The organism is Herpetosiphon llansteffanensis (genome assembly GCF_003205875.1).
Taxonomy (GTDB): domain Bacteria; phylum Chloroflexota; class Chloroflexia; order Chloroflexales; family Herpetosiphonaceae; genus Herpetosiphon; species Herpetosiphon llansteffanensis.
The window spans coordinates 1-20,938 of record NZ_PUBZ01000121.1 but is presented as its reverse complement, the minus strand read 5'-3'; the positions used below and the strand labels follow the sequence as shown (position 1 = coordinate 20,938).

Sequence of the window (20,938 nt, the reverse complement as noted above, 5' to 3'; positions counted from 1 at the left end):
ATGTTCTATGTTCTATGCTCTATGCTCTATGTTCTATTAGCCTAAGACACTATCCAACAAGGCGGCGTTGGTTTTTTCTGCTTCGTTGAGTGTATCGTTGGCTTTGCGCAATTCTTCGCCAAGCAATTCCATTTGGGCGCGAATTTCGTCAAAGCTCTTTGAATGCAAAATAATATCGGTTATGCGTACTTCAAGGCTTTGTTGTTCGTGCATAAACGAAAGCATTGCATCAATTTCGCCAATGACGGTCTGGAACATATCGATTTTACCAGTTAGCACGTGCAGAATATATTCTTCGATTGTGCCGCGTAAAATCAAGGTGTAAATTTCAACAGGCCGTTCTTGACCATAGCGATGCACCCGCCCAATCCGTTGCTCAATCCGCATTGGATTCCATGGCAAGTCGTAATTAACCAAGCGATGGCAGAATTGTAGGTTGAGCCCTTGACCACCACTCTCGGTTGATAAAAAGACCTGGGCTTTGCCATCGCGGAAACGCTCGACCGCGCTGCGTTTTTGCATTCCGCTGAGACCACCGTGGAACAAAACCGATTCGACTCCGTGATCAGCCAAGAAATCGCGCAAGAATTCCAAGGTTGCTACAAACTCGGTATAAACGATAATTTTGCTATCATCGTTTTTGACAATTTTCAATAATGTTCGCGCTTTGGATGGAATCTGCATTTCATCAACGATTTTGAGCAAGCGATCCAATTCGCTGCTATCAGCACCATCCATTTTACCCAAGCGCGCAGTCATTGCACCACGTAGCGTATGGCCAACAGCACGTGGACTAGAAGTCATTTCTTTGAGCAAGGTCATCAAGACTAAGACCAATTTTGAAACAACAACCTTGCCATCGATGCTTTGCAACACAATCTCGCCTTCAACATAGCGTTGATAGATATGTTTGCAAAAGCGAACCATTGCATCGTGAAAATCGTGCTCATCGTCGGTTAATTCAATTTCATGATGATGAATTAAGCGTGGTGGTAATTCGGTGAGGGTATTTGAACGCCGATTGCGAATCATGACCTCGTTGAGCAAAGCACGCAAATGATCAACGTTACGCGCATGACGACGATCTTCCATAAATAATTTTTGGAATTGGCGTGGCCCTTTGAGATGACCAGGCCGCGCAACCGTAATCAAGTTATACAATTCGCGTAGCTCATTTTGAACTGGGGTTGCTGAGAGCAATAAACAATGTTTGCGATTTAAGTTGAAAACAAATTTATAGCGCCCAGTTCGGTGATTTTTGAGCATATGACATTCATCAATCACCAACATATCCCACGTTCGGTCGGTCAGTGCTTTACGATATGCACCCTTGGCCCGATCAATTGAGCCAACGACCAACGGATATTGGCCAATATCCGTATCATCGCCTAAACGATGAAAATTCATGCCAAACTTATCGTGCATTTCTTCGAGCCATTGCTCGGAAAGCGGCGCTGGAGTCAAAATCAAACATGTGCGAATCATTTCGCGCAAGTGATATTCTTTGATGATCAAGCCAGCTTCGATAGTTTTACCCAAACCAACTTCATCGGCCAAAATTGCGTTGCCATGCATTTCGCCCAAAACGCGCCGCACAGCACGCAATTGATATTCCTTGGCATCAATCGCGGCGTATTCGAGCGAAAGCAGATGGTCGAAGCCACCTTTGAGGGTATAGTGTTCAGCTTGTTCGCGCACTGCCCAACGATCGGCTGGAGTAACGTGGCCGCTCAGCAAGCGCGCGCGTTCGCCATCGGTTGGTGGTCGAAAGCGCAACTCGTTTAAAATTGGCGGCAAAGCTTGCAAGCGCGGCGGTGCAGCCACCGGAATCTGAGGGCGAGTTGCACGGGTATTGGGCGTTAATGCTGCTTCAAAATCAGCGCGGATCAAATATTCATCTAATTCAAAGCCCAAATGCAATAAATCTGCTTCAATTTCAGGCTGATCAATCTCAGGCAGTGCTTGCACAAGTTGCGCTAGCTCAAAGGCTGGCTCAGGCAAGCTCGCCAAAATCTCAAGATAGCGCTGGCGACGTAATTCTTCCATTGATATGAACCTATTTTCTACTGATTTGGCTTCTGGTCGTGAGCGGCTTCGCTTAAGCGTAAACGCGCTAAGGGCAACAACAAACTGGCATGGCTGCGTGGCTCAAGCTCGGCGGCACGGCGCAAAAAGGCTACTGCCTCGGTTGGCCGCCCTTGATCGAGCGCTTCGGCTCCATAGGTCAAATAGAGTTCGACCAACTGCGGATCGCTGGCCAATTGTACATAGATCGCCTCTGCTGGGCCGTCGCCAGCGTTGGTTGGCAGTTCGGCCAACTCTGCTTGTTCGGCTTCGATTTCCTCGGCGCTCATGCGGGCGGTACGTGGAGCAGAGCGGCGTTGCGCCTTAATTTCTTCTTGGGCTTGACGCGCTACATCGGCAGCAACACTGACCGCACTCACCACCCGCCGCTTGGAGCGGGTATAGCTGAAATTAACAATCGGCAAATCGCTCAGCGGGCCATTATCCATTTCCCATTCGCTGAGCAATTGCTCGGCGCGTTCGGCAATTTGGTCGAAGCACTCGCGAGTCAATGGCGTATGGTTGAAACCGCCAACCCGCGCCACATACAACAAGCCACGGCCATCAACCACGCCGCCTGCATTCCACAACAATTCGAGCAAGCGCGTCGCTTGATCGGGGTTCATCGGCGTGCGATTGAAGGCTGCATTTGCCCGTTCAACATCGCCAAAATCGCTATACAGTGGCATGAGCAAATCAAGGCCAGCTCGCATCAATGATTCATCGTTGGTCTGGTCGAAAATCGTTTCGAGCATGCCCACAATGTTGTGCTTGAGCAAGCGTGGATCACGCTCGTCAAACCACGAATCGGTCTGTTCTTGGGCTTTTTGGGGAGTCAAACGGCTAAACGCTGCCTCTAAGCCTTTGAAACGCACCGACCAAAATACCTCCAAGGGCTTGACATCCTCGCCTGCCAGCCAATCCAAATACCACCAGCGTTGTTCTGGGGTTAAGGTTTTGTAGGAGGCGACGGCGTAGGTTGGCGGCGTTGGGGCGTTCCATGGTTCGGGCGAGCTTGGTTGCTTAATTGGCAAGCTGCGAATCAGCACCGCATCGGGCGAGGTATTTTGGCGGCCACTCCAATAGGAAAAAACATCCCATTCGTTTTTGACGACTTTGACCCCTGGCACTTTTTGAATGCGATTTAACTTTTGCTCTAAAATCTCCTCTTCTTCCTCGGTCATCACATATTCAGCAGAGCCAGAGAGATCGAATTGAACCACACCACCATCGCCTTTGAGAATGCCATCAAGCAATTCGAGGCCATCGAGCGGCGTACTGCCTTTTTTGTTCGAACGCACTTGCTCTTGGGCGGCAGCAGCCAAACCGCGAATAAAACTAGCGGCATCGGAACGATCGAATAAAAAGACCCCTTGCGAAAGCTCCAAGGCGCGGGCAACCCACATTACCAAGGTATCGCTATAGTTCAGCGCAACCGGCATTGTTGGCGTTTGCTCAACCATCGTGCGAATGACGGTGGTCTGATGGCGCTCGCCCCAACGATCAGCAATATCGCGCATGGCTTGTTCAATCGCGGCGCGTTTGCCGCCCAAACCACGGCCAAGCTTGAAATTACAACGCGAGGCAATATCGAAAAGCAGTGGGCCGCTGGCTTCGATCGAGGCCAAGGCAAAACAGCGAATCAACACATCGGCGGGAATCGCATTTGAGGGAGTAAAGATGGTCAACCACTCGCCTAATCCATCTGATTGCGAAGCTGCATAGGCCAAGGTCAAGACATTGCCAATCGAGCTTTGGGCCACCGCATCGTTGGTACTCGAATCGTACAACTGGCGCATGGCCGTAATCGCCTCATCGCGGCGCGTCGTGGTTAATTCGGCGCATAAGGCATACAGCCGCATAATGCGAAACAGTTGGATTGCGCAACTCTCGTCGCCAGCCAACCACGCAATATAATTCCAGCGTTGTTCAGGGGTTAATGAGGCATAAGTCGGCGAATAGGTAAAATAGCCGCCCCACGTTACCCGCCCGCCTGTTGGCCGCATCACCGGAAAACGCACCAAATCGAGCATAATCCGCGTATCCAACATGAAACGCCCAGGCTGTTGATTTATATGTACTCCAACCAACGAACGGATACTCTCAGCCATCCGCTCAAATGTAGCCCGATCTTCAGCAGAAAGTGTACGTTGTGGAATAGCGCGAGTAGTGCGTGCCATCGTGGATTATGTCACCTCAAATTTAAACATCAGCGCTTATTGTAGCATATTTCTGGCTGGCCGTCAGAATTCGCTCTCTCGCGGATTGAACAAATTTATTCAGGCTGCAAGCCAAGCGCAACCATGGGATAGGTTGCATTCGGTAGCCATAGCACGCGAACGGTGTAGCCTTCGTATTCGATGACTTGACCAAGCGTCGCTGCTAGCTCAAGCGCTGGCACGCTACTACTGACCCAAACACTTAATTCGATGCGCGCTGCTTGCACATCGCTGGCCGGATAATACGCGCCAAGCGTGATGGTTAAATAGCCATCGCCAACGCTCGTATTAGGCGGCGCAATCAACAGCTGTTCGTCGGCCAAGGCGGCGATTGGCACGTTTGGCGCTTGCTCAGCGGTCAGGCGAATCGCTACCTGAATTGATTGTTGCTCAATCGCAAGCAATTGCACTTGATAATGTGCCACGCTGATTGTTTGATTGAGCAACATCTCACTATGATAATTAAAAATCGCTGGCTTGGTTAAAAAGCGAATCCGCACGCCAATTGGTTGTTTTGGCTCAGTTGAACTATATAAAATCTGCAAAACCCCAAGGTTGAGGCCTGCGATTTGAACATCGGTGCCTTCGCGTAAGGTCACATGGGTTGCTTGATCAAGGGTTAGCATCGGAGCGGGTTCCTCTTCTTGGTTGGCAAGCGGGTCTTGGGCGCTTTGACAACCAACCATCAACACAACAAACAGACTCAATAACCAGCAAAAACGCATGCAGCTTACTCCAATTAATCAATTGGATTGGTCACCACAGAATTAAACACCTGATCAAGATCAGCATAATTCACAATAATTGGCGGTTCATTCCACGACCATGGATTGCGCAAGGTAACCCGATTGCGCTGTTGATCAATGTGGCTCACATAATAGGCATGTTTGGGTTGCAAGTGTTTATTGACAAAGGCCGCTTGATTGACCAAGGGATTTTCTGGCTCGTGGGTGCCAAAAATAATTGCTTGTTTGTTGTGATGCAGCTCGGCGAGCTGGCGCATGCTATAAGTTTGTGGATCGGCGAGCACGCTTGGCTGGCCAGTAATCGCTTCAAGCACATCGGCAGGGTTGCCACCACGATTGAGGGTGCTATACAGATCAACGGGGTCGCTACTTTGACTCAGAAATTGGCCATAGGCTTTTTCCATAATTGCTGGCCACAATTCGCGTTTGCCATTGAGCATTTCTTGGTTTTCGTAAATGTAGGGCTGCGTGCCATCGGCCAGCAGCGGAAACTCAGCAGTGACCGTAATTTTGACTTGATCATAGCCATTATCGAGCCAATTATTCAAGCGATTGAAGCGATTATTCGATTCGCGCTGATAGAATGTGACGGTGTACGTGCCATCACCATTATCTTCAATCGCGTTGCGAATCACATCGGGGTTATGTTGGGCAATTGCCGCCAGCGAAGCCACCACGAAGCAATCACCAATCTGGCCTTGATCAGCATCGCTGGGATGAATGCCTTGGCGCATGTCAGCGCCGCCAGCAACATACAATTGGCCTTCAACGCGGCGCATTTCGCTAATTTCAAGATAGGCCGCTTGATACTTCGCTGCCTGATCGGTGGTTTGGTTGAGCACAAGCTGCGAGCGAAACAAGCGCGCTGCTTCATCCTCGGCTGCCTGCATCACGCCGCTTACCTCGAGGCTCAGCTGTTGGGCGCTGCTCAGAACGGTGATTAAACGCTGGATGGCGGGCACAAGCTGGGTTTGATATTCGTTGGCAAATTTTACCGCCGCCGCGCCCTGCCATTCGCCAGCAATCAACCGCTCAGCAACCTGCTGCAATTGCTGGCGCAACGAGCTAACGCGCTCAGCCAAACGCTGAAACCGCAGGCCAATCTGCTTCATTAAAGCATAATCAATTTGCACAATCGGGGCTGGCATCGCAGAATCCTTCTCGCTGTGGGCCAATGCACAGAAAACCTGCTTGCACCGCCCTCAATTCATCACAGTCCCACTATACGCCACAATCGTAGCCCATGAATTAAAGGCTAGATTAAGATTTATGCGCCAAACGCCGCACCTGCGCTGGCTGATAGATCGTCGCCAGCATGCTGAAGCTGAATAGCAGGGCCGCCAAGCCATGCAGGCTTGCGCCAAACACCAGCAACCAACGTGCCAATGCCACACCTGCCACCAAGCCAGCCCAACCAAGATCAATCAGCAACACCGCGCTAATTGCCAAAAACACTTGCCAATTGGCAATTCCGGCGAGGCCCAATGGCCGCCCCATAAAACGCGGCAGCATAAAATAGGCCATGCCATAAATTAAAATCGTCGCAAAGCCAGCTAAATTCGATTCAACATGGATTGGGCGAAGTTGCGCGCCCAAAGCCCGATCAAAGGCAAAGCTCATGCCAAAGCCGATGCCAACTGCCAAATAGAAAACCGCTGCCCGAATGCACCACATGGTCAAAGGCCCAATTCGGCGCGGCTGCACGATGCTCAATTGATGTGCTTGCTTGGCGGCGACGGTTGCTAAAGCTGGAACCAACAACCAGACACAGCAACAAAGCGCACAGAAAACCAAGCTCGCGCCAAGCGCAAATACTGCTGGCAGATCAAAGCCCAAGCCAAGCACAATGCACAGCAAGCCAACGTGATGCAAGCCCAAGCCAGCCCGCAACCAGCCTGGATTGCGCGTCGCTTGGCCCGACCAACGCGGCAGCACATGGCAGCCAACCCCAATAATCATCAACATCATCCAGCCGAGGGTCAGCAAATGCTCGGCGCTCAACAGCCAACGGGCATGAATTAAGCCAAATTCACGGGCTAGAATTAAGCTCAAGGCCACCGGTAAACTTGCGCCAGAGGTCTTGGTTGCGAGAGTCGAGAGCCGATCGATCTGTTGTTGCTGTGGCGAAGAAGGCATGCTTGGGCGCAATTTGGGGCTGCGCAATAATTGAACAATATTCGCCATAAACAACCAGCTGCCAAGCCATTCCAAGCCCAAGCCAAGCCGATAGCTCAGTTGGCTATACCAAACAAGGCCGCTGCTCGCCAATATCACGCCCAAGCTCCAAACCAACCAGTGCACTTCTAGCCACGCTGGTTTGGGGAAGTTGCGGCCACTAAATACGGGGGTGGTGTGATAATTAACCGCAAAAATACTACAGCTGATCCAGCCATAGAGCAGCAGATGCACCCACGCATCCCAGCGCTGCGGGCCAGCAGCCGTCAAAGCCAAGTGCACAACCGTGGCCAGCAACAACGCTGCCAGCCCACTGAGCCAAAATAATTTACTATGCCGCGCCATACAAAACTCCATCAACTAGCAGATCTGGGGCTAGTCTATGCAGAAAGCGCGTTCAGCACAGCGATATTTCTCACATGGCGTTGTGCTTGGTGACGGTTGGAAACAGGCCCGCCCGCCGTTGATGGCAACTAAAATAAATTAATTCGCTACTGGTGGCTTGAATTGAACGGGCAGCGCCACGTGGTACACAAATAATCGAGCCAGCACCAATCGGCTGCTGCACCTGATCGATCTCCAACATGCCAGTGCCTTCAAGCACCAACAACAGCACATCAACTTCGTGGTTTTGATGGTTGGGAATGCCATCGCCAAAGCGAAAACGCAGCAAATTAAGGTTCAATTGCTCAGTTGTATAGCTCCACAACGGCCCGTCAATTTCGCTCTGGCTGCGCAGTTGAGCCAAATCCAGCGGCGCAAACGTACCAACAATCAATTGTGAAAGTAATGCATGCATTGGGCAAATTCCTTGTACTATGATGTGAGCGTTCTAGTGCAACGAGGATACTACAGATGGATCGAAATGCGTTATTTGCCCATGTCAGTTTCACCCGCGATCTATCGCCACCAATTATTGCTGCTTTGAGCAGCCATGCCTATGAACAAACTGTCGAACGTGGCAGCATTATCACGCTTGAGGGCGAGCCAGCCACTGCCATGTACTTGCTGTATAGCGGGCGCATCAAGGTTGTGCGCCATTCAATTGAAGGCCGTGAGCATATTTTACATTTGGTCGAGGCCAATGATCATTTTAATACTGTGCCGATGTTTCGTGAGCCGCGCTGCCCCGCCACCAGCGAAGCCCTTATCACCAGCCAATTATTAGCAATTCCACGTGAACATATTCGCCAGGTGGCCCAACAATACCCCGAATTGGCCTTGGCGGTGCTTGGTGAGTTTGCCAATCGCTTGCATAGCTTGGTTGGCTTGATTGAAAATTTGGCACTGCATACAGTCAACGGGCGCTTGGCGCGTTTGTTGTTGCAACAGGCCAGTTTGGCCGAACATAACCCGCAATTAGCGCCATTAACCCAGGCCGAAATGGCGGCCCACATTGGCTCAGTACGCGAGATGGTTGGGCGGGCACTGAAGGCCTTTGATGCTCAAGGCTTGATTCGGCTTGATCGTGGCATGATCGAAATTATCGATCCCCAAGGTTTAGCTGCCCAAGCTGAGCTTTAGTCAACGGCTGGCTGCTTGGCGCGAAGCGAATCGCAAACGAACGACTAATGGCCTCGGTTGGGCAGGCCGCTTCGCAGCGATCACAAAAGGTACAGGCTTCGGGCTTGCTCAAGATTGCTTGCTGGTGCTCAAGCGTCACTGCCTTGGTTGGACAAATCGCTTCACAAACCCCACAGGCAACACAGCGTTGCAAATTGATCACTGGCAAAAACATCATCAACTCCGATCGTTAGCTGGCAGCGCGAGCAAAACCCACGCTGCCAGCTCAATTGATGCTCGTTTAGTTTTTGGGGTCGCCATCGCCTGCTTGGAATAGGCCCAAGGCCCCACGTCCCACAAAGTTGAACGCGTGGGTCACAATTGGATACAAGCCATCTTCTGCGGTGCGAAATTCGACAATTGCGCCTTGGGCTGGGGCTAAATCGACAGCCTGCGAGCCATAGCCATTGGCAGTTTCAGGCCGTAATTGCACCCCTTCTTTGATCACGGTGTTGAAAATTGTACCAACCACGTGGAATGAGCTATCGATGCTTGGGCCAGCATTCAGCACAAACACCCGCACACTGCCCCCAGTTTTGACTTCGATTGGATGATCTTTGTATTGGTTGGCAACGCCGTTGAACACAACATACTCAGGCGCTGGGGCAGCTGAAGCAGCTTTTTCGAGGCTGACCAAATCGCCTTGCGGGCCGAGATACCATTCGCTTTGCACCAAGGCAACTTCGTGATCAACTGCTGGCAAACCTTCCTTGGGTTCAACAATCACCATTCCATACATACCATTGGCAATGTGATGCAGCGCTGGAGTCGTGCCACAGTGATACATCCAAACCCCAGCATAATTGGCTTTCCACTCGTAAACTTTATCTTCGCCAACATTGATCGAGGTCATTTCGTCGTTCCAAGCAACCTCGCTGGAGTGGAAGTCGATCGAGTGCGGCACTTCGTTCGAGCTTGGGTTTTTCAGGTTAATCCGCACGGTATCGCCAACTTTGACCCGAATTACGGGGCCAGGCACAGTGCCGCCAAACGTCCAGACATGCTGCACATAGCCAGGAGCCACAGTCATATCTTTTTCTTCAACCACCAAATCAATCTCGTGGACTGTGCCTTCGAGGGCAACAGGAGCTTTGGCATCGTACAAAATATATTCTGGAGCCGACTCATCGGCGGCAATATTGCTCTCTGGCGCAGGGCCGCTATGGTCGTCCATCATGGTTGGCGTGACGGCTGCATTGGCCGAAGCAACTTGAATCGTGCCTTTCATGCCAGCGGCTTCGTGGCCAGGCACGGCGCAAATAAAGCTCAGACCTTCGGCGGGAACCGTCACGTCGGCAGTGACCGTTTCGTTGCTATTGGCACTAATTTTGGTGCCATCAGGCAAGGTTATGTCGTGTGGAATCACGCCATCATTAACTAATTTGATTGTATAAACGCCAGCACTTGGCACAGTCAGATTCTGTGGCTTGAAGCCCATTTCAAATGCATGAATTTCGAGCACTGCTTGGCTCGTTTGTTGACTTGTTTGGTGGCTCACCGCTTGGCTTGCGGGGTTATGCGAAGCTGTTGGTGAGAGCGAACTCGTGCGACTTGCTTGGTCGCCACAGGCGGCAATACTGGTTAATAACAGGCTAAAAATCACTACCATAGTGAATGATCGGCGGTTCATTGCGACGCTCCTTGCTTGAAAGCGAACCATCAATCGATGCTGGGAATCGCCAGTGATCGATATGCAATTGGATTGGGCCAGCCGTTGTAATTACATAGCGCTAGCTTAGAACCGCTGAAAATTTTTGGCTGTGACTTTTCTCGCATGGCCTGAAGCTAGGCCGCTTGTGAGAAAAGTCGCTGCTGTGTTGCCAGCGATCGGCTATCGTAGGCTCAGCTTTATTTTTGCAAGGAGCAAGCTGATGCAAGCAACAACCTTAACACCCGAGCTAATCGCCGAAACAACTTTAGCCAGCTTGGCCGATGCCCACCCCGATGTGATGGCCGTTTTGCGCCAGCATGGCTTTGATTTGTGCTGTGGTGGTGGCCTAAGCCTCAGCCAAGCAGCCCAAGCCCATAACGTCGAGCTTGCGCCAATCGTGGCCGATTTAAATGCAATTTTGGCCAACCAAGCCTAGTTTGCAAAGGAGCCAGTGCCATGCCAACCCTTGCTCGTTACTATATTCGCACCGCGTTTGTCTGGCTGGTACTGGCCTTCGCGATTGGCATCGCCATGCTCACCAGCCAGCTTTGGGCGCTGAAAAGCAATCCTTTGGCGGCCTTACAGATTGTGTTTTATCACGCGCTGATGGTTGGCTGGGTCACACAATTAATCGTTGGCGTGGCGATTTGGCTGTTTCCGGTGCATAGCCGCGAGCAGCCACGCGGCAACGAGAAAATAGCATGGGCCGCCTATGCCACGTTCAACCTTGGGCTTGGGCTGCGCAGCGTCGTCGAGCCAATGTTGCAATGGGCACCAAGCAGCCTCGTCAAATGGGCGGTCGTCAGCGCAGCCTGCCTGCAAGTAGCCGCCTTGTGGTTCGTGTTGTTGATGCTTTGGCCACGGGTCAAAGCCAAAGTTGCCAAAGCCAAATAAAGCAGAGGTGCAATCATGCCAAAATTTAGTATCTTCAGCATTCGCGCCAGCCTGCTCTATTTGGTCATTGGCGGCAGCGTCGGCGGCATTATGTTGGTCAGCAAGGCAATTGGCGTTTGGCCGTGGATCTGGTATTGGCGCACGGCCCACATTCATGCCATGTTGGTGGGCTGGTTGCTCAACCTCATTTTTGGCGTAGCTTTTTGGATTTTGCCTCGGCTTGATGCCCATGGCTGGCGCGGCTCACCGTGGTTGGTTTGGTCGGCCAGTGGCTTGTTGCAGGCTGCGCTGGCTGTGCTGGTTTGGGCTAGTATTCGGCCATGGTCGGCAGCCATCGCCATCGCCAGCAGCCTCGAATGCCTTGCAGCCATTGCAATTGCCTGGCATTGTTGGCCGCGCTTGCAGCCATTAATCATCGAGCCAAGGCCAGCCCAAAACAAGTAAATCCGATAAATTCAGCTTCGTGCTCTTCGTGTCCTTCGTGGTTTAAAATGCATGATCCTAGTATTGAGCTACCAGAATGACCCCTGATCCCTAGCCCCTCATCCCTCGTCCAAAATTGTCATCTTGACACTACTGATCATTGTGTTAGAATGACAATATTAGGGGCGTTTGCTACGTCCCACTCTTTTTCTCACGATTTATAGTGTCAAAATGACACTAATCGAATATTAACCCAATGGAGGGTCATCATGACCGTCATCGCAGCCGAAGCAATTGGCGTGGCACACGAGCGTGCCGAGGATTATGCAGGGCTATCAATCGCAGAATTGGATCAACGGATTGCTGAGGCTAAGGCCAAATTGGGCGAGCGGTTGGTTATTCTGGGCCATCACTATCAACGTGATGATGTTGTTAAGCATGCCGATTTGAGCGGTGATTCCTACGGGCTTTCGGTTGATGCTCGCAAAGCTGCTGCCGAATATATTGTCTTTTGTGGGGTTCACTTCATGGCCGAAAGCGCCGATATTCTTGGGCGCGACGACCAAACCGTGATTCTGCCCGACCATACTGCTGGCTGTTCGATGGCTGATATGGCCGACATCGAACAGCTTGAAGAAGTCTGGGAGGAGCTTGACGAGATTTTGGGCGATGCAGAAGCTCAGGTCATGCCCATCACCTATGTCAATTCAACCGCAGCCGTCAAGGCTTTTGTTGGCGAACATGGCGGCGCATGCTGCACGTCATCCAACGCCGAACCAATTGTGCGTTGGGCCAAAAGCTTACGCCCCAAAATGCTGTTCCTGCCCGACCAGCACCTTGGCCGCTACACGGCTTTTGCCAAACTTGGCATTCCACTCGATAAAATGTTGGTCTGGAACCCCAATTTGCGCTATGGTGGCCACACGCCAGAGGCAATTCGCGAGGCCGAAGTGTTGCTTTGGGCTGGTCACTGCTCAGTTCATGCGCAATTCCGCCCAGCCTACATCAAAGCTTGGCGCGAAAAGCACCCAGAAATTAACGTGATTGTGCACCCAGAATGCACTTTGGGCGTGACCAACGAAGCCGATTATGTTGGCTCAACCGCCTATATCATCAAAACGATCAACCAGGCTCCAGCAGGCAGCATGTGGGCAGTCGGCACCGAAATCAACTTGGTCAATCGTTTGCAAAGCAATAATCCCGATAAAACGATTGTCTCGGTTTCGCCGTTTGCCTGTCTCTGTTCAACCATGTATCGTATCGATCCCGAGGAATTGTGCTGGGTTTTAGAGAATTTGGTCGAGGGCAAGGTGATGAATCAAATTGCCGTGCCAACCGCAATCAAACAAAAAGCTCGCTTGGCCTTGGAGCGCATGTTGGAAATCGCAGGTTAATTAACGTTCCCTCACCCCCCAACCCCCTCGCCCACTGAACGCGGGCGAGGGGGAGCACCCGTTTTTACCAATGAATTGTGGCAAAACCACGCTATTAAAGCCCCTCTCCCATCCGATGGGAGAGGGGTTGGGGTGAGGGGATCTCAAGGGTTCGCGTGCTAACATTACAATTTAGGCATTAACCAGCTTGCGGCGCAGCGCAATAATTTCGGTCTCGGTAATCAGCGCCACCAAAATAGCTTGCGCAATCAAGAATCCATAGCCCCAAACCGTTGGCTCAAAGGTTGGCCCAACAATCAACCAAATGCTTTCTGCCAGCCACAGCCCATTAACCACAACCACGAACCAAGCTGCCGCCCGACTGATCGTAGGCCGAAACGACAACCAAACCAACCACGTCACCCAAGGAATTAAGCCCAAGCCGACATACCACAAAAAGCTGCTTGGCAAGCCAAATACTTGGGCCAGCGGTTGATTCAAGCCAAGCAAGCCGAGCATCAAAGTTCCAGCGCTTACTCCATCAAACCGAATCGCGTAGCGTAATAATTGAGGGTGTTGTAACCAACGCATAGCATTGCTCCTTAGCATAAACTCAAATCCCAACAGTGTCAGGTTTCAAAACCTAGTTGCAGCATAGGCGCTGATGGTTGCTGGCACAATTACCTCAGAGGTAATCGTAGCAACTACCCAAATTATGCTAAGATGCGGCTATGAAACAAGCAGCAATTGGTTCACTCATCCGTACGTGGCGGCAGCGACGGCATTTGAGCCAGCTCGATCTGGCCAGCGATGCCAATATTTCAACCAAACACTTGAGTTTTTTGGAGACTGGGCGCTCGCAACCAAGCCGCGATATGTTGTTGCACTTGGCCGAGCATTTGGAAGTGCCGCTGCGCGAGCAAAATGTGCTCTTGGTGGCAGCAGGCTTTGCGCCGTTGTTCAGCGAGCGTTCGCTTGATGATGATGATTTAGATCCTGCACGCGAGGCAATTCAGCATGTCTTACACGGCCATGAGCCATATCCGGCGATAGCGATTAATCGCCATTGGCAGATGATCATGGCGAATAATTGTATCGATTATTTTCTGGCTGGTGTGTCAGCCGAACTCTTAACTCCTCCAGTTAATGTGCTACGCTTGAGCTTACATCCTCAGGGCTTAGCTCCACAGATTATTAATTTGGCGGCGTGGAAAGCCCATTTATTGGCTCGGTTGCGCCATCAAATTGAGCTAACCGCCGATGCCTCGTTGAGTGAACTCTACCAAGAATTGGCGGCTTATCCCACCAACCAAGCTCATTCCACGCCGATTCCTGCTTATCACGAAACCATGGATATTGCCTTGCCATTTTCGTTACGCACTCCGCATGGCGTGCTCAGCTTTTTCAGCACAACCATGGTGTTTGGGACACCAATCGACGTGACGGTTTCTGAATTGGCAATTGAGGCTTTTTTTCCAGCCAATGCTGCGACTGCCGAACTGCTACGTCAATTGCATGCCGCCAAAATCAGCCAATGAGGGAGCATTGATGCCAACAAACCCAGCCGAATCCGATAATACGCCTGCTGTGCCAATTCCCGCTGCCTATTGGGTGCTGCCAGGCCGCTTGCTTGCTGGCGAACATCCCATGTTGCAGGACAAAGAACCATTGCATGCGCGCTTGCAACGCTTCAGTGCAGCAAATATCAGCGTTTTTATTGATCTTACCGAGCAGCACGAAACCCACGAGCTGGGCGATTATCTGGCGGCGTTTGATCAAGCGCAGCTGCATCAACAACACACGTTGGTGCGCTATCATTCGCCTATTCCCGATATGCACATTCCATCAATCGAGCAGATGCAGGCGATTCTTGCGCGCATTAATGGTGCGCTCGCCAACCAACAAACCGTGTATGCGCATTGTTGGGGCGGCTTGGGCAGAACCGGCACGGTCATTGGCTGTTTGCTGGTGCAGCAGGGATGGGAATATGCCGAAGCCTTGGCCCACATCGCTGCGTTACGCCAAGGCTCCCGTGATGAGCGCTATCCATAGCCCAGCAACGATCTCCAACGCCAATTCGTTGCTGATTGGAATCGCTAGATCGTTACGTCTATTTGGGCTGGGTTAGGCTGAAAATATTGCCAAATGGATCTTTGAAGGTTGCTTCGATGCCATAAAATTGATCTTGCGGAGGAGCCACAAACTCAACCCCGCGCTCTTTGAATTCGTTATAGCTGGCATCGCAATCGTCAGTTTGGAAAACACCCGGCCCAACCACGCCAGTTTGTAGTAAGTCGCGCATTTGCGCCACAATCTCATTGCTCATCATCGTGCCGCCCTCTTTGACCTCGAACAGCACAATATCAAGCTCAGGCTGGTTTTTGGGGCCAACCGTCAACCAGCGAAAGCCATTATCCAACTTCATATCCATACGCACGTCAAAGCCCAATTTATTCACATAAAAATCATAGGCCAAATCATGGTCAAGCACGTAAATGGTGGCATGCGAAAGTTTAGTAATCATTGTTGCTCCTAACACATTCGAACATTCGTTCATAGATTGAGTATACATGAAGCAGCAGTAGAAAACTTCTTGAAAATTGCGCACCTAGCTGACGCGTTGCAAACCAAGCCCAAAAATTGTGCGATAGCAGGCGGGAATAAAGTGGCGCGGCAAGCTAATGCCTTGAAAATGGCGGCGGCGATAGTGGCTCGGAGCATGGCCTGTGCTACGTTGAAAGAGGCTACTAAAGGAGCCAAGGCTTTGAAAACCAACTGCAAAACATACCTCAGTCACCGATAAATCGCTGTTAATCAGCAGATCGCGTGCCCGTTCAAGGCGGCGTTGGGTCAAATATTGGTGCGGGGTAATTTCAAAGCTGCGCTGAAAGAGGCGTAAAAAATGATAGTGCGAAAAGCCAATGTGCTGGGCTATATCAGGCAATTCCAATGGGGCAGCATAGGCACCATCGATATATTGGCGCGATTGCCAAACCAGCTGCGTCGTTGATGGTGCAAGAGCGTGCATAACCCTCCCAAATACAGCTAGTATAGCAGATTTCAACCCAAAATCAACACATTCGTTCTAGCATAATGGTCGGCTCCCTTTCGCCCGCGTTTTCGTGGGCGAGGGGGATGGCTCACAAGGTAGGTTTTAAGATCCCCTCACCCCCAACCCCTCTCCCGTGGCGCGGGCGAGGGGCGTTCATTCGGTGGTTCTACCAGAATTAGTGATGAAAACCAGCGTGCTCCCCCTCGCCCGCTTCCAGCCGGAGAGGGGGCTGGGGGGTGAGGGAACTCTACTTAGCGCAGCACAAACACCTTACCACCAGAGCCAGGCACTTCGATCGTGGCAATGCCTTCTGGCGTTTCGCGATCGTAGTTATAGACCCATTCGTGCCACAAGCCACCGACTGGGAAATGCACATCAAGGTATTGCAGAGTGATGCCAAAATTCACTACCACAATCACATGCTCGCTGCCATCGTCGGCCCAGCGATAGTAAGCCAGCAATTTGCGCTCAGCATCGACCGCAATTGGCTGAATATTATTGCCAACCAAGGCCTTCGATGAAGTGCGCAATTGCATCATGCCGCGATAAAATGCGTGCAAATCGCTGCCTTCTGGCGTTTCCAAAAGCTCCCATTTCAGCACATTCTTATCGATTGTGCGCTCGGTATCCATGCCAAATTCTTGGCCATGGTAGAGCATTGGCACGCCAGCAGCGGTAAACAGCACAATCGCACCCAAACGCGATTTCAAATAGGCAGTTTCGCGGCTGATATTGCCATTGGTTTGGGCTTCGTAAATAATGCGCTGCTCGTCGTGCGATTCAAGATAATTGATCGCTTGGGCATTATCGCTATAGCCAGCATTGCGAAAATCAATAATGCCCATCGTTGCTTCAACATTGCCATATTGATTGCCCTCGAAATCGCCCTCGCGCAAATTGGCAAACATTTGCGAATGGAACGAGCGATGCCACGACGAATCCATATCGGTGTTGAGCACCATGCCGGTGTAATCTTTGAGATTTTCGGCAATCAAATAGACATGCTGTTTGACTTGGCGTGCTTGCCAGCCCAAGAATGAAACCCCGTTCTCGCCATCAAAGCCAATGCCTTCAGCATGATCGTAGCGGAACCCATCGACATGCATATCACTGAGCCAATATTGTTGCACATCGCTGATCAATTGCTTCACCGCTTCGTTCCAGTGGTTCAAATCGGGGAAGCCCCACGGGTTGCCGTCGCTGCTGAAAAATGGACTTTGATCGTAGGGATACAAATAATTAATTGGGCTTGAGTGATCGACATGATTAAACACCACATCCAAAATCACGCCAATGCCATGTTGATGCGCAGTATCGATCAGTTCGCGCAAATCGGTGGGCGTACCATAGGTTGATTCAGGCGCGAAAAAGTAGGCAGGATTGTAGCCCCACGAACGGTCGCCTGGAAACTCAAACAATGGCATCAGTTCAATCGCATTCACGCCTAAATCCTGCAAATATGGAATGCGTTCGGTCACCGATTTGAACGTGCCAGCCTCGCTAAAATCGCCAACGTGAATTTCGTAGATCACCAGTTCGTTGAGTGGGCGAATGCCAAAATCAGCATCGTGCCACTCGTAGGCTGGCTCGCCAACGTGAATAATTGCTTGGGGTTGGTCGCCGCCAGCCCAGCGCAATTCACGGGCATACGGATCGCCGATGATGGTTTCGCCATCGACGACAAATTGATAGGCATGTTCGCCAGCAGGTAAATTCTCTTTGATAATCCACCAAACCCCACGATCCGAGATACTCAGCGGATCGGCGGTTTGATCCCAATCGTTAAACGAGCCAATCAGGTGGACGCTCTGCTTCCACGGTGCATACAGCGCAAAGGCAACCTTGCCATTCCCTTGATCGTGCGCACCCATCCAAACCCCATCGGGCAAACTAGCAACGGTTGGTGAAGCGTCAGCATTGGCTTCGCTTTGCATAAATGTGAACCTCATTGACTACCTAGGGCGCTAGCTAACACTCTAGATTATTATTTCTGAACCCCATCTATAGCAGAGGCTATGCCACAAAACAAGGGTTGCAGAGAGCCTATCGCACCAATTGGCTACCCAAAGATCAGGTCGCGACCTGATGCCAAAGCTCACGACTCCTCGTTAGACTAGCTATACGCCCGCCACAGCATCGATTTAATAGGAGTGAACCAATGATGTTGCACGCCAGCAACGAACCAGCCCTTGACGACGGGCTGCAACGTTATCTTAATGAAATTGCTGAAACTCCACTCCTAGCAGCAGAAGAGGAGCAAAAGCTAACCCAGATTGTTCACGTGGCTCGTCAAGCCCAACCATCAGCAGCCTGTCGAATTGAACGCTGCCCAAGTTGCGCCCTCTTTGAACAATGCGTCAGCAAACTTAAAGAGCCAGCCCACGAACAACTGGTGCGCGCTAATTTGCGCTTAGTCGTCAGCATTGCCAAACGCTATCGCGGCTTTGGCCTGCCCTTCCAAGACTTAATTCAAGAAGGCAATATTGGCCTGATGAATGCAATCGAGCGCTTCGATGCGACTAAAGGCGTGCGCTTCTCAACCTATGCCACTTGGTGGATTCGCCAAGCGATTACCCGTTCGCTGGCCAACCAAGGCCGCCTGATTCGCTTGCCCGTCCATCGCTGGGAACTATTGATCAAAGTGCGGCGGGTTGAAACCAAATTGTTGCAAGCCCTTGGCCGCGAGCCAAGCGCCCACGAAATTAGCACCGCTTTGGGCGTACCAGAAGAGAAAATTTGCGATTTACTGAGCATTGCTCAAGTGCCAATTTCGCTGGCAACCCCGAAAAATGAAGAAACCGATATGTTGCTTGGCGATAGTTTGCCCGACGAAGATTGGGAAGATGAACTTGAATGTTTGCTGACCAGCATCGATGCCCAATATACGCGGGCCATGCTCAACCAACTTTCCGAGCAAGAGCAAGAGGTGTTGACCCTGCGCTATGGTCTGAACGATGGCAAAAGTCGTTCGCTTTCCGAGGTTGGCGCAGTTGTCGGGCGCACGCGGCAGCGAATCCAACAAATTGAGGCTGGCGCATTGCAAGTGTTGCGCACCCATTTATCGCAGTGAACGAGCTTAGATGAACAGCTATTTAATGGTCGCAGGATTACTCACCGTGCTGATGGCGGTCGTGCACAGCATGTTGGGCGAGCGCTTAATCTTGCGTCCATTAGCGCGCCAAATTCAACATACCCCTAATAAACTATTGCAATCACGCTTGCCGACCCTGCGCTTTACTTGGCACATCACCAGTATTTTGGGCTTGGCAATGGCATGGCTCTTTTTCGATTGCGCCCAGCAAACCAACCTTGCAGCGAGCCAAATCACGCTCTTGCGCACCAGTTCAATTGCCTTCTTGCTTTGTTTTGGCGTGGCCTTGCTTGGCTCACGCGCCAAACATCCCTCATGGCTCGTATTTTTAATTATTGCCGGATTGACGTGGCTCAGCGCCAGCTAAACCCCAAAAATCAGCTATACTTATCAGCACAATTGAGCTATAGCATAGGTATGGTCTATGTCGCAGATCCTGAGTGCTGATTTTTATCAACGCCATTCGTTGCTGGTTGCGCGCGAGCTTTTGGGCTGTACGCTGGTGCGGCGCTTGGCCAGTGGCGAAGAATTACGCGGGCGGATTGTTGAAACCGAAGCCTATACCCCTGATGATCCTTCGTGCCATGCCCATCGGCGCAACACCCCACGCGCACGTTCGATGTTTGCGCTGGGCGGCATTAGTTATGTCTACATCATTTATGGCATCTATCATTGCTTAAATGTGGTGACGCAGGCGCTTGATGAAGGTGCAGCGGTGCTAATTCGCGCGGTCGAGCCATTGGCTGGGATTGCAACCATGGCCGAACTCGCCCAAAAAGATCTGGCGAAACCACTGCGAATTGCCAGCGGGCCAGGCATGCTCTGTCGGGCGATGGCCATCGACAAGCGCCTTGATGGCGTTGATGTCTGTTCAAGTGATGCAGGCTTGTGGTTTGAACAAGGCCCAACCTTGGATGATAGGGCAATTATCCAAACCCCACGCATTGGCATTAATAGCGATCCGCATACGGTTGCTGCGCCATGGCGTTTGATTGTCGCCGATTCATTGGCCCTTAGTGGCACACGGCGGCAAAATAGCGGCCAACGCTATCAACCACAGCCAAATTGGTTTCAAAATGAAGCTATCTAGCTATTTTAAAAGCCATTTGACACAAATCGCCCTTTTATGTCATTATAAGGCAGTCGTGGTATAGCAACCAACACACTACCATGATTCCCCAGAGCAGGATACGGTTAAGATTTCTGGCGATAGCCTACCGTCGAGGGCTATTTCCATCTTTTAGCACGCGAGTGTTGGAGGATTCATGGCCGCACCAATCGTTCAAGCTGATTATGAAGTACTTGACCAAGTTGCCCAACGCCTAAGCAAAAATGCTGATAGCGTTACGGCATTACAAAGCACGCTCAAACAAACCATTGATAACTTACGTTCAACCTGGATCGGCGATGCCTCGGTTGCCTTTCAAAACGAAATGCAAGCCGATTTGTTGCCAGCAGTCCAACGCTTGATCAATGCATTCCAAGTGGCCCAAGGCACAACCTTAGAAATTAAGAAGGTTTTGCAACAAGCAGAACAAGAAGCTTCAGGCCTGTTTAAAGGCGACCTCACTGGTGGTGGAGCTAGCACCCAAGGCGCTGGCGCTTCTGGTGGTGGAGCCGCAAGTGGCGGTGCTGCTGAAACAGCGACAGCCAATGCAAGCTCAGGCGCTGGTGTGATGGCTGGCGG

General features: G+C 51.2%; 23 protein-coding genes. 11 read left to right on the top strand and 12 right to left on the bottom strand.

Features of this window, described 5'->3' with window-relative positions:
- Positions 1 to 36: 36 nt before the first annotated feature.
- The 6 genes from C5S61_RS19435 to C5S61_RS19410 form a co-directional block, all read right to left on the bottom strand.
- Positions 37 to 2,046 carry a DEAD/DEAH box helicase gene (locus C5S61_RS19435; protein WP_110517683.1) on the bottom strand — a complete coding sequence of 670 codons (2,010 nt, stop codon included), beginning with the start codon at positions 2,044 to 2,046 and terminating at the stop codon, positions 37 to 39.
- A 17-nt stretch (positions 2,047 to 2,063) separates the two neighbouring features.
- Positions 2,064 to 4,244 (bottom strand): hypothetical protein, encoded by a 2,181-nt coding sequence (locus C5S61_RS19430; RefSeq protein ID WP_124033470.1) that lies wholly within the window; start codon positions 4,242 to 4,244, stop codon positions 2,064 to 2,066.
- Between the two features lie 95 nt (positions 4,245 to 4,339).
- Positions 4,340 to 5,008 (bottom strand): hypothetical protein, encoded by a 669-nt coding sequence (locus C5S61_RS19425; protein ID WP_110517679.1) that lies wholly within the window; start codon positions 5,006 to 5,008, stop codon positions 4,340 to 4,342.
- A gap of 14 nt (positions 5,009 to 5,022) precedes the next feature.
- Entirely contained in the window at positions 5,023 to 6,177 is a 1,155-nt protein-coding gene (locus C5S61_RS19420; protein WP_110517677.1) for a WXG100 family type VII secretion target, read from the bottom strand.
- A 112-nt stretch (positions 6,178 to 6,289) separates the two neighbouring features.
- Positions 6,290 to 7,549 carry a hypothetical protein gene (locus tag C5S61_RS19415; protein ID WP_110517675.1) on the bottom strand — a complete coding sequence of 420 codons (1,260 nt, stop codon included), beginning with the start codon at positions 7,547 to 7,549 and terminating at the stop codon, positions 6,290 to 6,292.
- A 70-nt stretch (positions 7,550 to 7,619) separates the two neighbouring features.
- Positions 7,620 to 8,003 (bottom strand): cupin domain-containing protein, encoded by a 384-nt coding sequence (locus C5S61_RS19410; protein WP_110517673.1) that lies wholly within the window; start codon positions 8,001 to 8,003, stop codon positions 7,620 to 7,622.
- Between the two features lie 56 nt (positions 8,004 to 8,059).
- Between C5S61_RS19410 and C5S61_RS19405 the strand changes: the two genes are divergently transcribed.
- Complete coding sequence (locus C5S61_RS19405; protein WP_110517671.1) at positions 8,060 to 8,728, top strand: Crp/Fnr family transcriptional regulator; 669 nt, start codon at positions 8,060 to 8,062, stop codon at positions 8,726 to 8,728.
- On the opposite strand, the gene C5S61_RS19400 is transcribed toward C5S61_RS19405, so the two are convergent.
- Both C5S61_RS19400 and C5S61_RS19395 read right to left on the bottom strand, forming a co-directional pair.
- Positions 8,688 to 8,945 (bottom strand): ATP-binding protein, encoded by a 258-nt coding sequence (locus C5S61_RS19400; protein ID WP_240614537.1) that lies wholly within the window; start codon positions 8,943 to 8,945, stop codon positions 8,688 to 8,690. The two genes, C5S61_RS19405 and C5S61_RS19400, sit on opposite strands and share 41 nt — an antisense overlap.
- A gap of 63 nt (positions 8,946 to 9,008) precedes the next feature.
- Positions 9,009 to 10,397: a multicopper oxidase domain-containing protein gene (locus tag C5S61_RS19395; RefSeq protein WP_164689657.1), complete on the bottom strand. Its 1,389-nt coding sequence runs from the start codon at positions 10,395 to 10,397 to the stop codon at positions 9,009 to 9,011.
- A gap of 241 nt (positions 10,398 to 10,638) precedes the next feature.
- On the opposite strand from C5S61_RS19395, the gene C5S61_RS19390 reads away from it, so the two are divergent.
- The 4 genes from C5S61_RS19390 (at position 10,639) to nadA (ending at position 13,129) form a co-directional block, all read left to right on the top strand.
- A complete protein-coding gene (locus tag C5S61_RS19390; RefSeq protein ID WP_110517665.1) occupies positions 10,639 to 10,854 on the top strand; it encodes a DUF542 domain-containing protein in 216 nt (71 codons plus the stop codon).
- Between the two features lie 20 nt (positions 10,855 to 10,874).
- Positions 10,875 to 11,312 carry a heme-copper oxidase family protein gene (locus C5S61_RS19385; RefSeq protein WP_110517663.1) on the top strand — a complete coding sequence of 146 codons (438 nt, stop codon included), beginning with the start codon at positions 10,875 to 10,877 and terminating at the stop codon, positions 11,310 to 11,312.
- 15 nt (positions 11,313 to 11,327) lie between these two features.
- Positions 11,328 to 11,756 (top strand): heme-copper oxidase family protein, encoded by a 429-nt coding sequence (locus tag C5S61_RS19380; RefSeq protein WP_110517661.1) that lies wholly within the window; start codon positions 11,328 to 11,330, stop codon positions 11,754 to 11,756.
- A 248-nt stretch (positions 11,757 to 12,004) separates the two neighbouring features.
- Positions 12,005 to 13,129 carry a quinolinate synthase NadA gene (gene nadA, locus C5S61_RS19375; RefSeq protein ID WP_240614536.1) on the top strand — a complete coding sequence of 375 codons (1,125 nt, stop codon included), beginning with the start codon at positions 12,005 to 12,007 and terminating at the stop codon, positions 13,127 to 13,129.
- A gap of 171 nt (positions 13,130 to 13,300) precedes the next feature.
- On the opposite strand, the gene C5S61_RS19370 is transcribed toward nadA, so the two are convergent.
- Positions 13,301 to 13,699 carry a hypothetical protein gene (locus C5S61_RS19370; RefSeq protein ID WP_110517659.1) on the bottom strand — a complete coding sequence of 133 codons (399 nt, stop codon included), beginning with the start codon at positions 13,697 to 13,699 and terminating at the stop codon, positions 13,301 to 13,303.
- Positions 13,700 to 13,839: 140 nt separating this feature from the next.
- On the opposite strand from C5S61_RS19370, the gene C5S61_RS19365 reads away from it, so the two are divergent.
- Positions 13,840 to 14,646 carry a helix-turn-helix domain-containing protein gene (locus C5S61_RS19365; protein WP_110517657.1) on the top strand — a complete coding sequence of 269 codons (807 nt, stop codon included), beginning with the start codon at positions 13,840 to 13,842 and terminating at the stop codon, positions 14,644 to 14,646.
- A gap of 10 nt (positions 14,647 to 14,656) precedes the next feature.
- Positions 14,657 to 15,160: a protein-tyrosine phosphatase family protein gene (locus tag C5S61_RS19360; protein ID WP_164689655.1), complete on the top strand. Its 504-nt coding sequence runs from the start codon at positions 14,657 to 14,659 to the stop codon at positions 15,158 to 15,160.
- A gap of 58 nt (positions 15,161 to 15,218) precedes the next feature.
- On the opposite strand, the gene C5S61_RS19355 is transcribed toward C5S61_RS19360, so the two are convergent.
- From C5S61_RS19355 to C5S61_RS19345, 3 genes are all read right to left on the bottom strand, one after another.
- Positions 15,219 to 15,632, bottom strand: coding sequence for a VOC family protein (locus tag C5S61_RS19355; protein ID WP_110517653.1), 414 nt, complete (start codon positions 15,630 to 15,632; stop codon positions 15,219 to 15,221).
- A gap of 84 nt (positions 15,633 to 15,716) precedes the next feature.
- Entirely contained in the window at positions 15,717 to 16,136 is a 420-nt protein-coding gene (locus tag C5S61_RS19350) for a helix-turn-helix domain-containing protein (RefSeq protein WP_110517651.1), read from the bottom strand.
- Between the two features lie 275 nt (positions 16,137 to 16,411).
- On the bottom strand, positions 16,412 to 18,094 hold the full coding sequence (locus C5S61_RS19345; protein ID WP_164689653.1) for an alpha-amylase family glycosyl hydrolase: 1,683 nt from the start codon (positions 18,092 to 18,094) through the stop codon (positions 16,412 to 16,414).
- A 224-nt stretch (positions 18,095 to 18,318) separates the two neighbouring features.
- Here C5S61_RS19345 and C5S61_RS19340 point away from each other — a divergent pair, with 224 nt between their 5' ends.
- The 4 genes from C5S61_RS19340 to C5S61_RS19325 form a co-directional block, all read left to right on the top strand.
- On the top strand, positions 18,319 to 19,230 hold the full coding sequence (locus C5S61_RS19340; protein ID WP_110517647.1) for a sigma-70 family RNA polymerase sigma factor: 912 nt from the start codon (positions 18,319 to 18,321) through the stop codon (positions 19,228 to 19,230).
- Positions 19,231 to 19,240: 10 nt separating this feature from the next.
- A complete protein-coding gene (locus tag C5S61_RS19335; protein WP_110517645.1) occupies positions 19,241 to 19,618 on the top strand; it encodes a hypothetical protein in 378 nt (125 codons plus the stop codon).
- A gap of 57 nt (positions 19,619 to 19,675) precedes the next feature.
- Complete coding sequence (locus C5S61_RS19330) at positions 19,676 to 20,341, top strand: DNA-3-methyladenine glycosylase (RefSeq protein WP_205701433.1); 666 nt, start codon at positions 19,676 to 19,678, stop codon at positions 20,339 to 20,341.
- A 175-nt stretch (positions 20,342 to 20,516) separates the two neighbouring features.
- The coding region (locus C5S61_RS19325) for a WXG100 family type VII secretion target (protein ID WP_164689652.1) at positions 20,517 to 20,938 on the top strand (422 nt) is incomplete at its 3' end.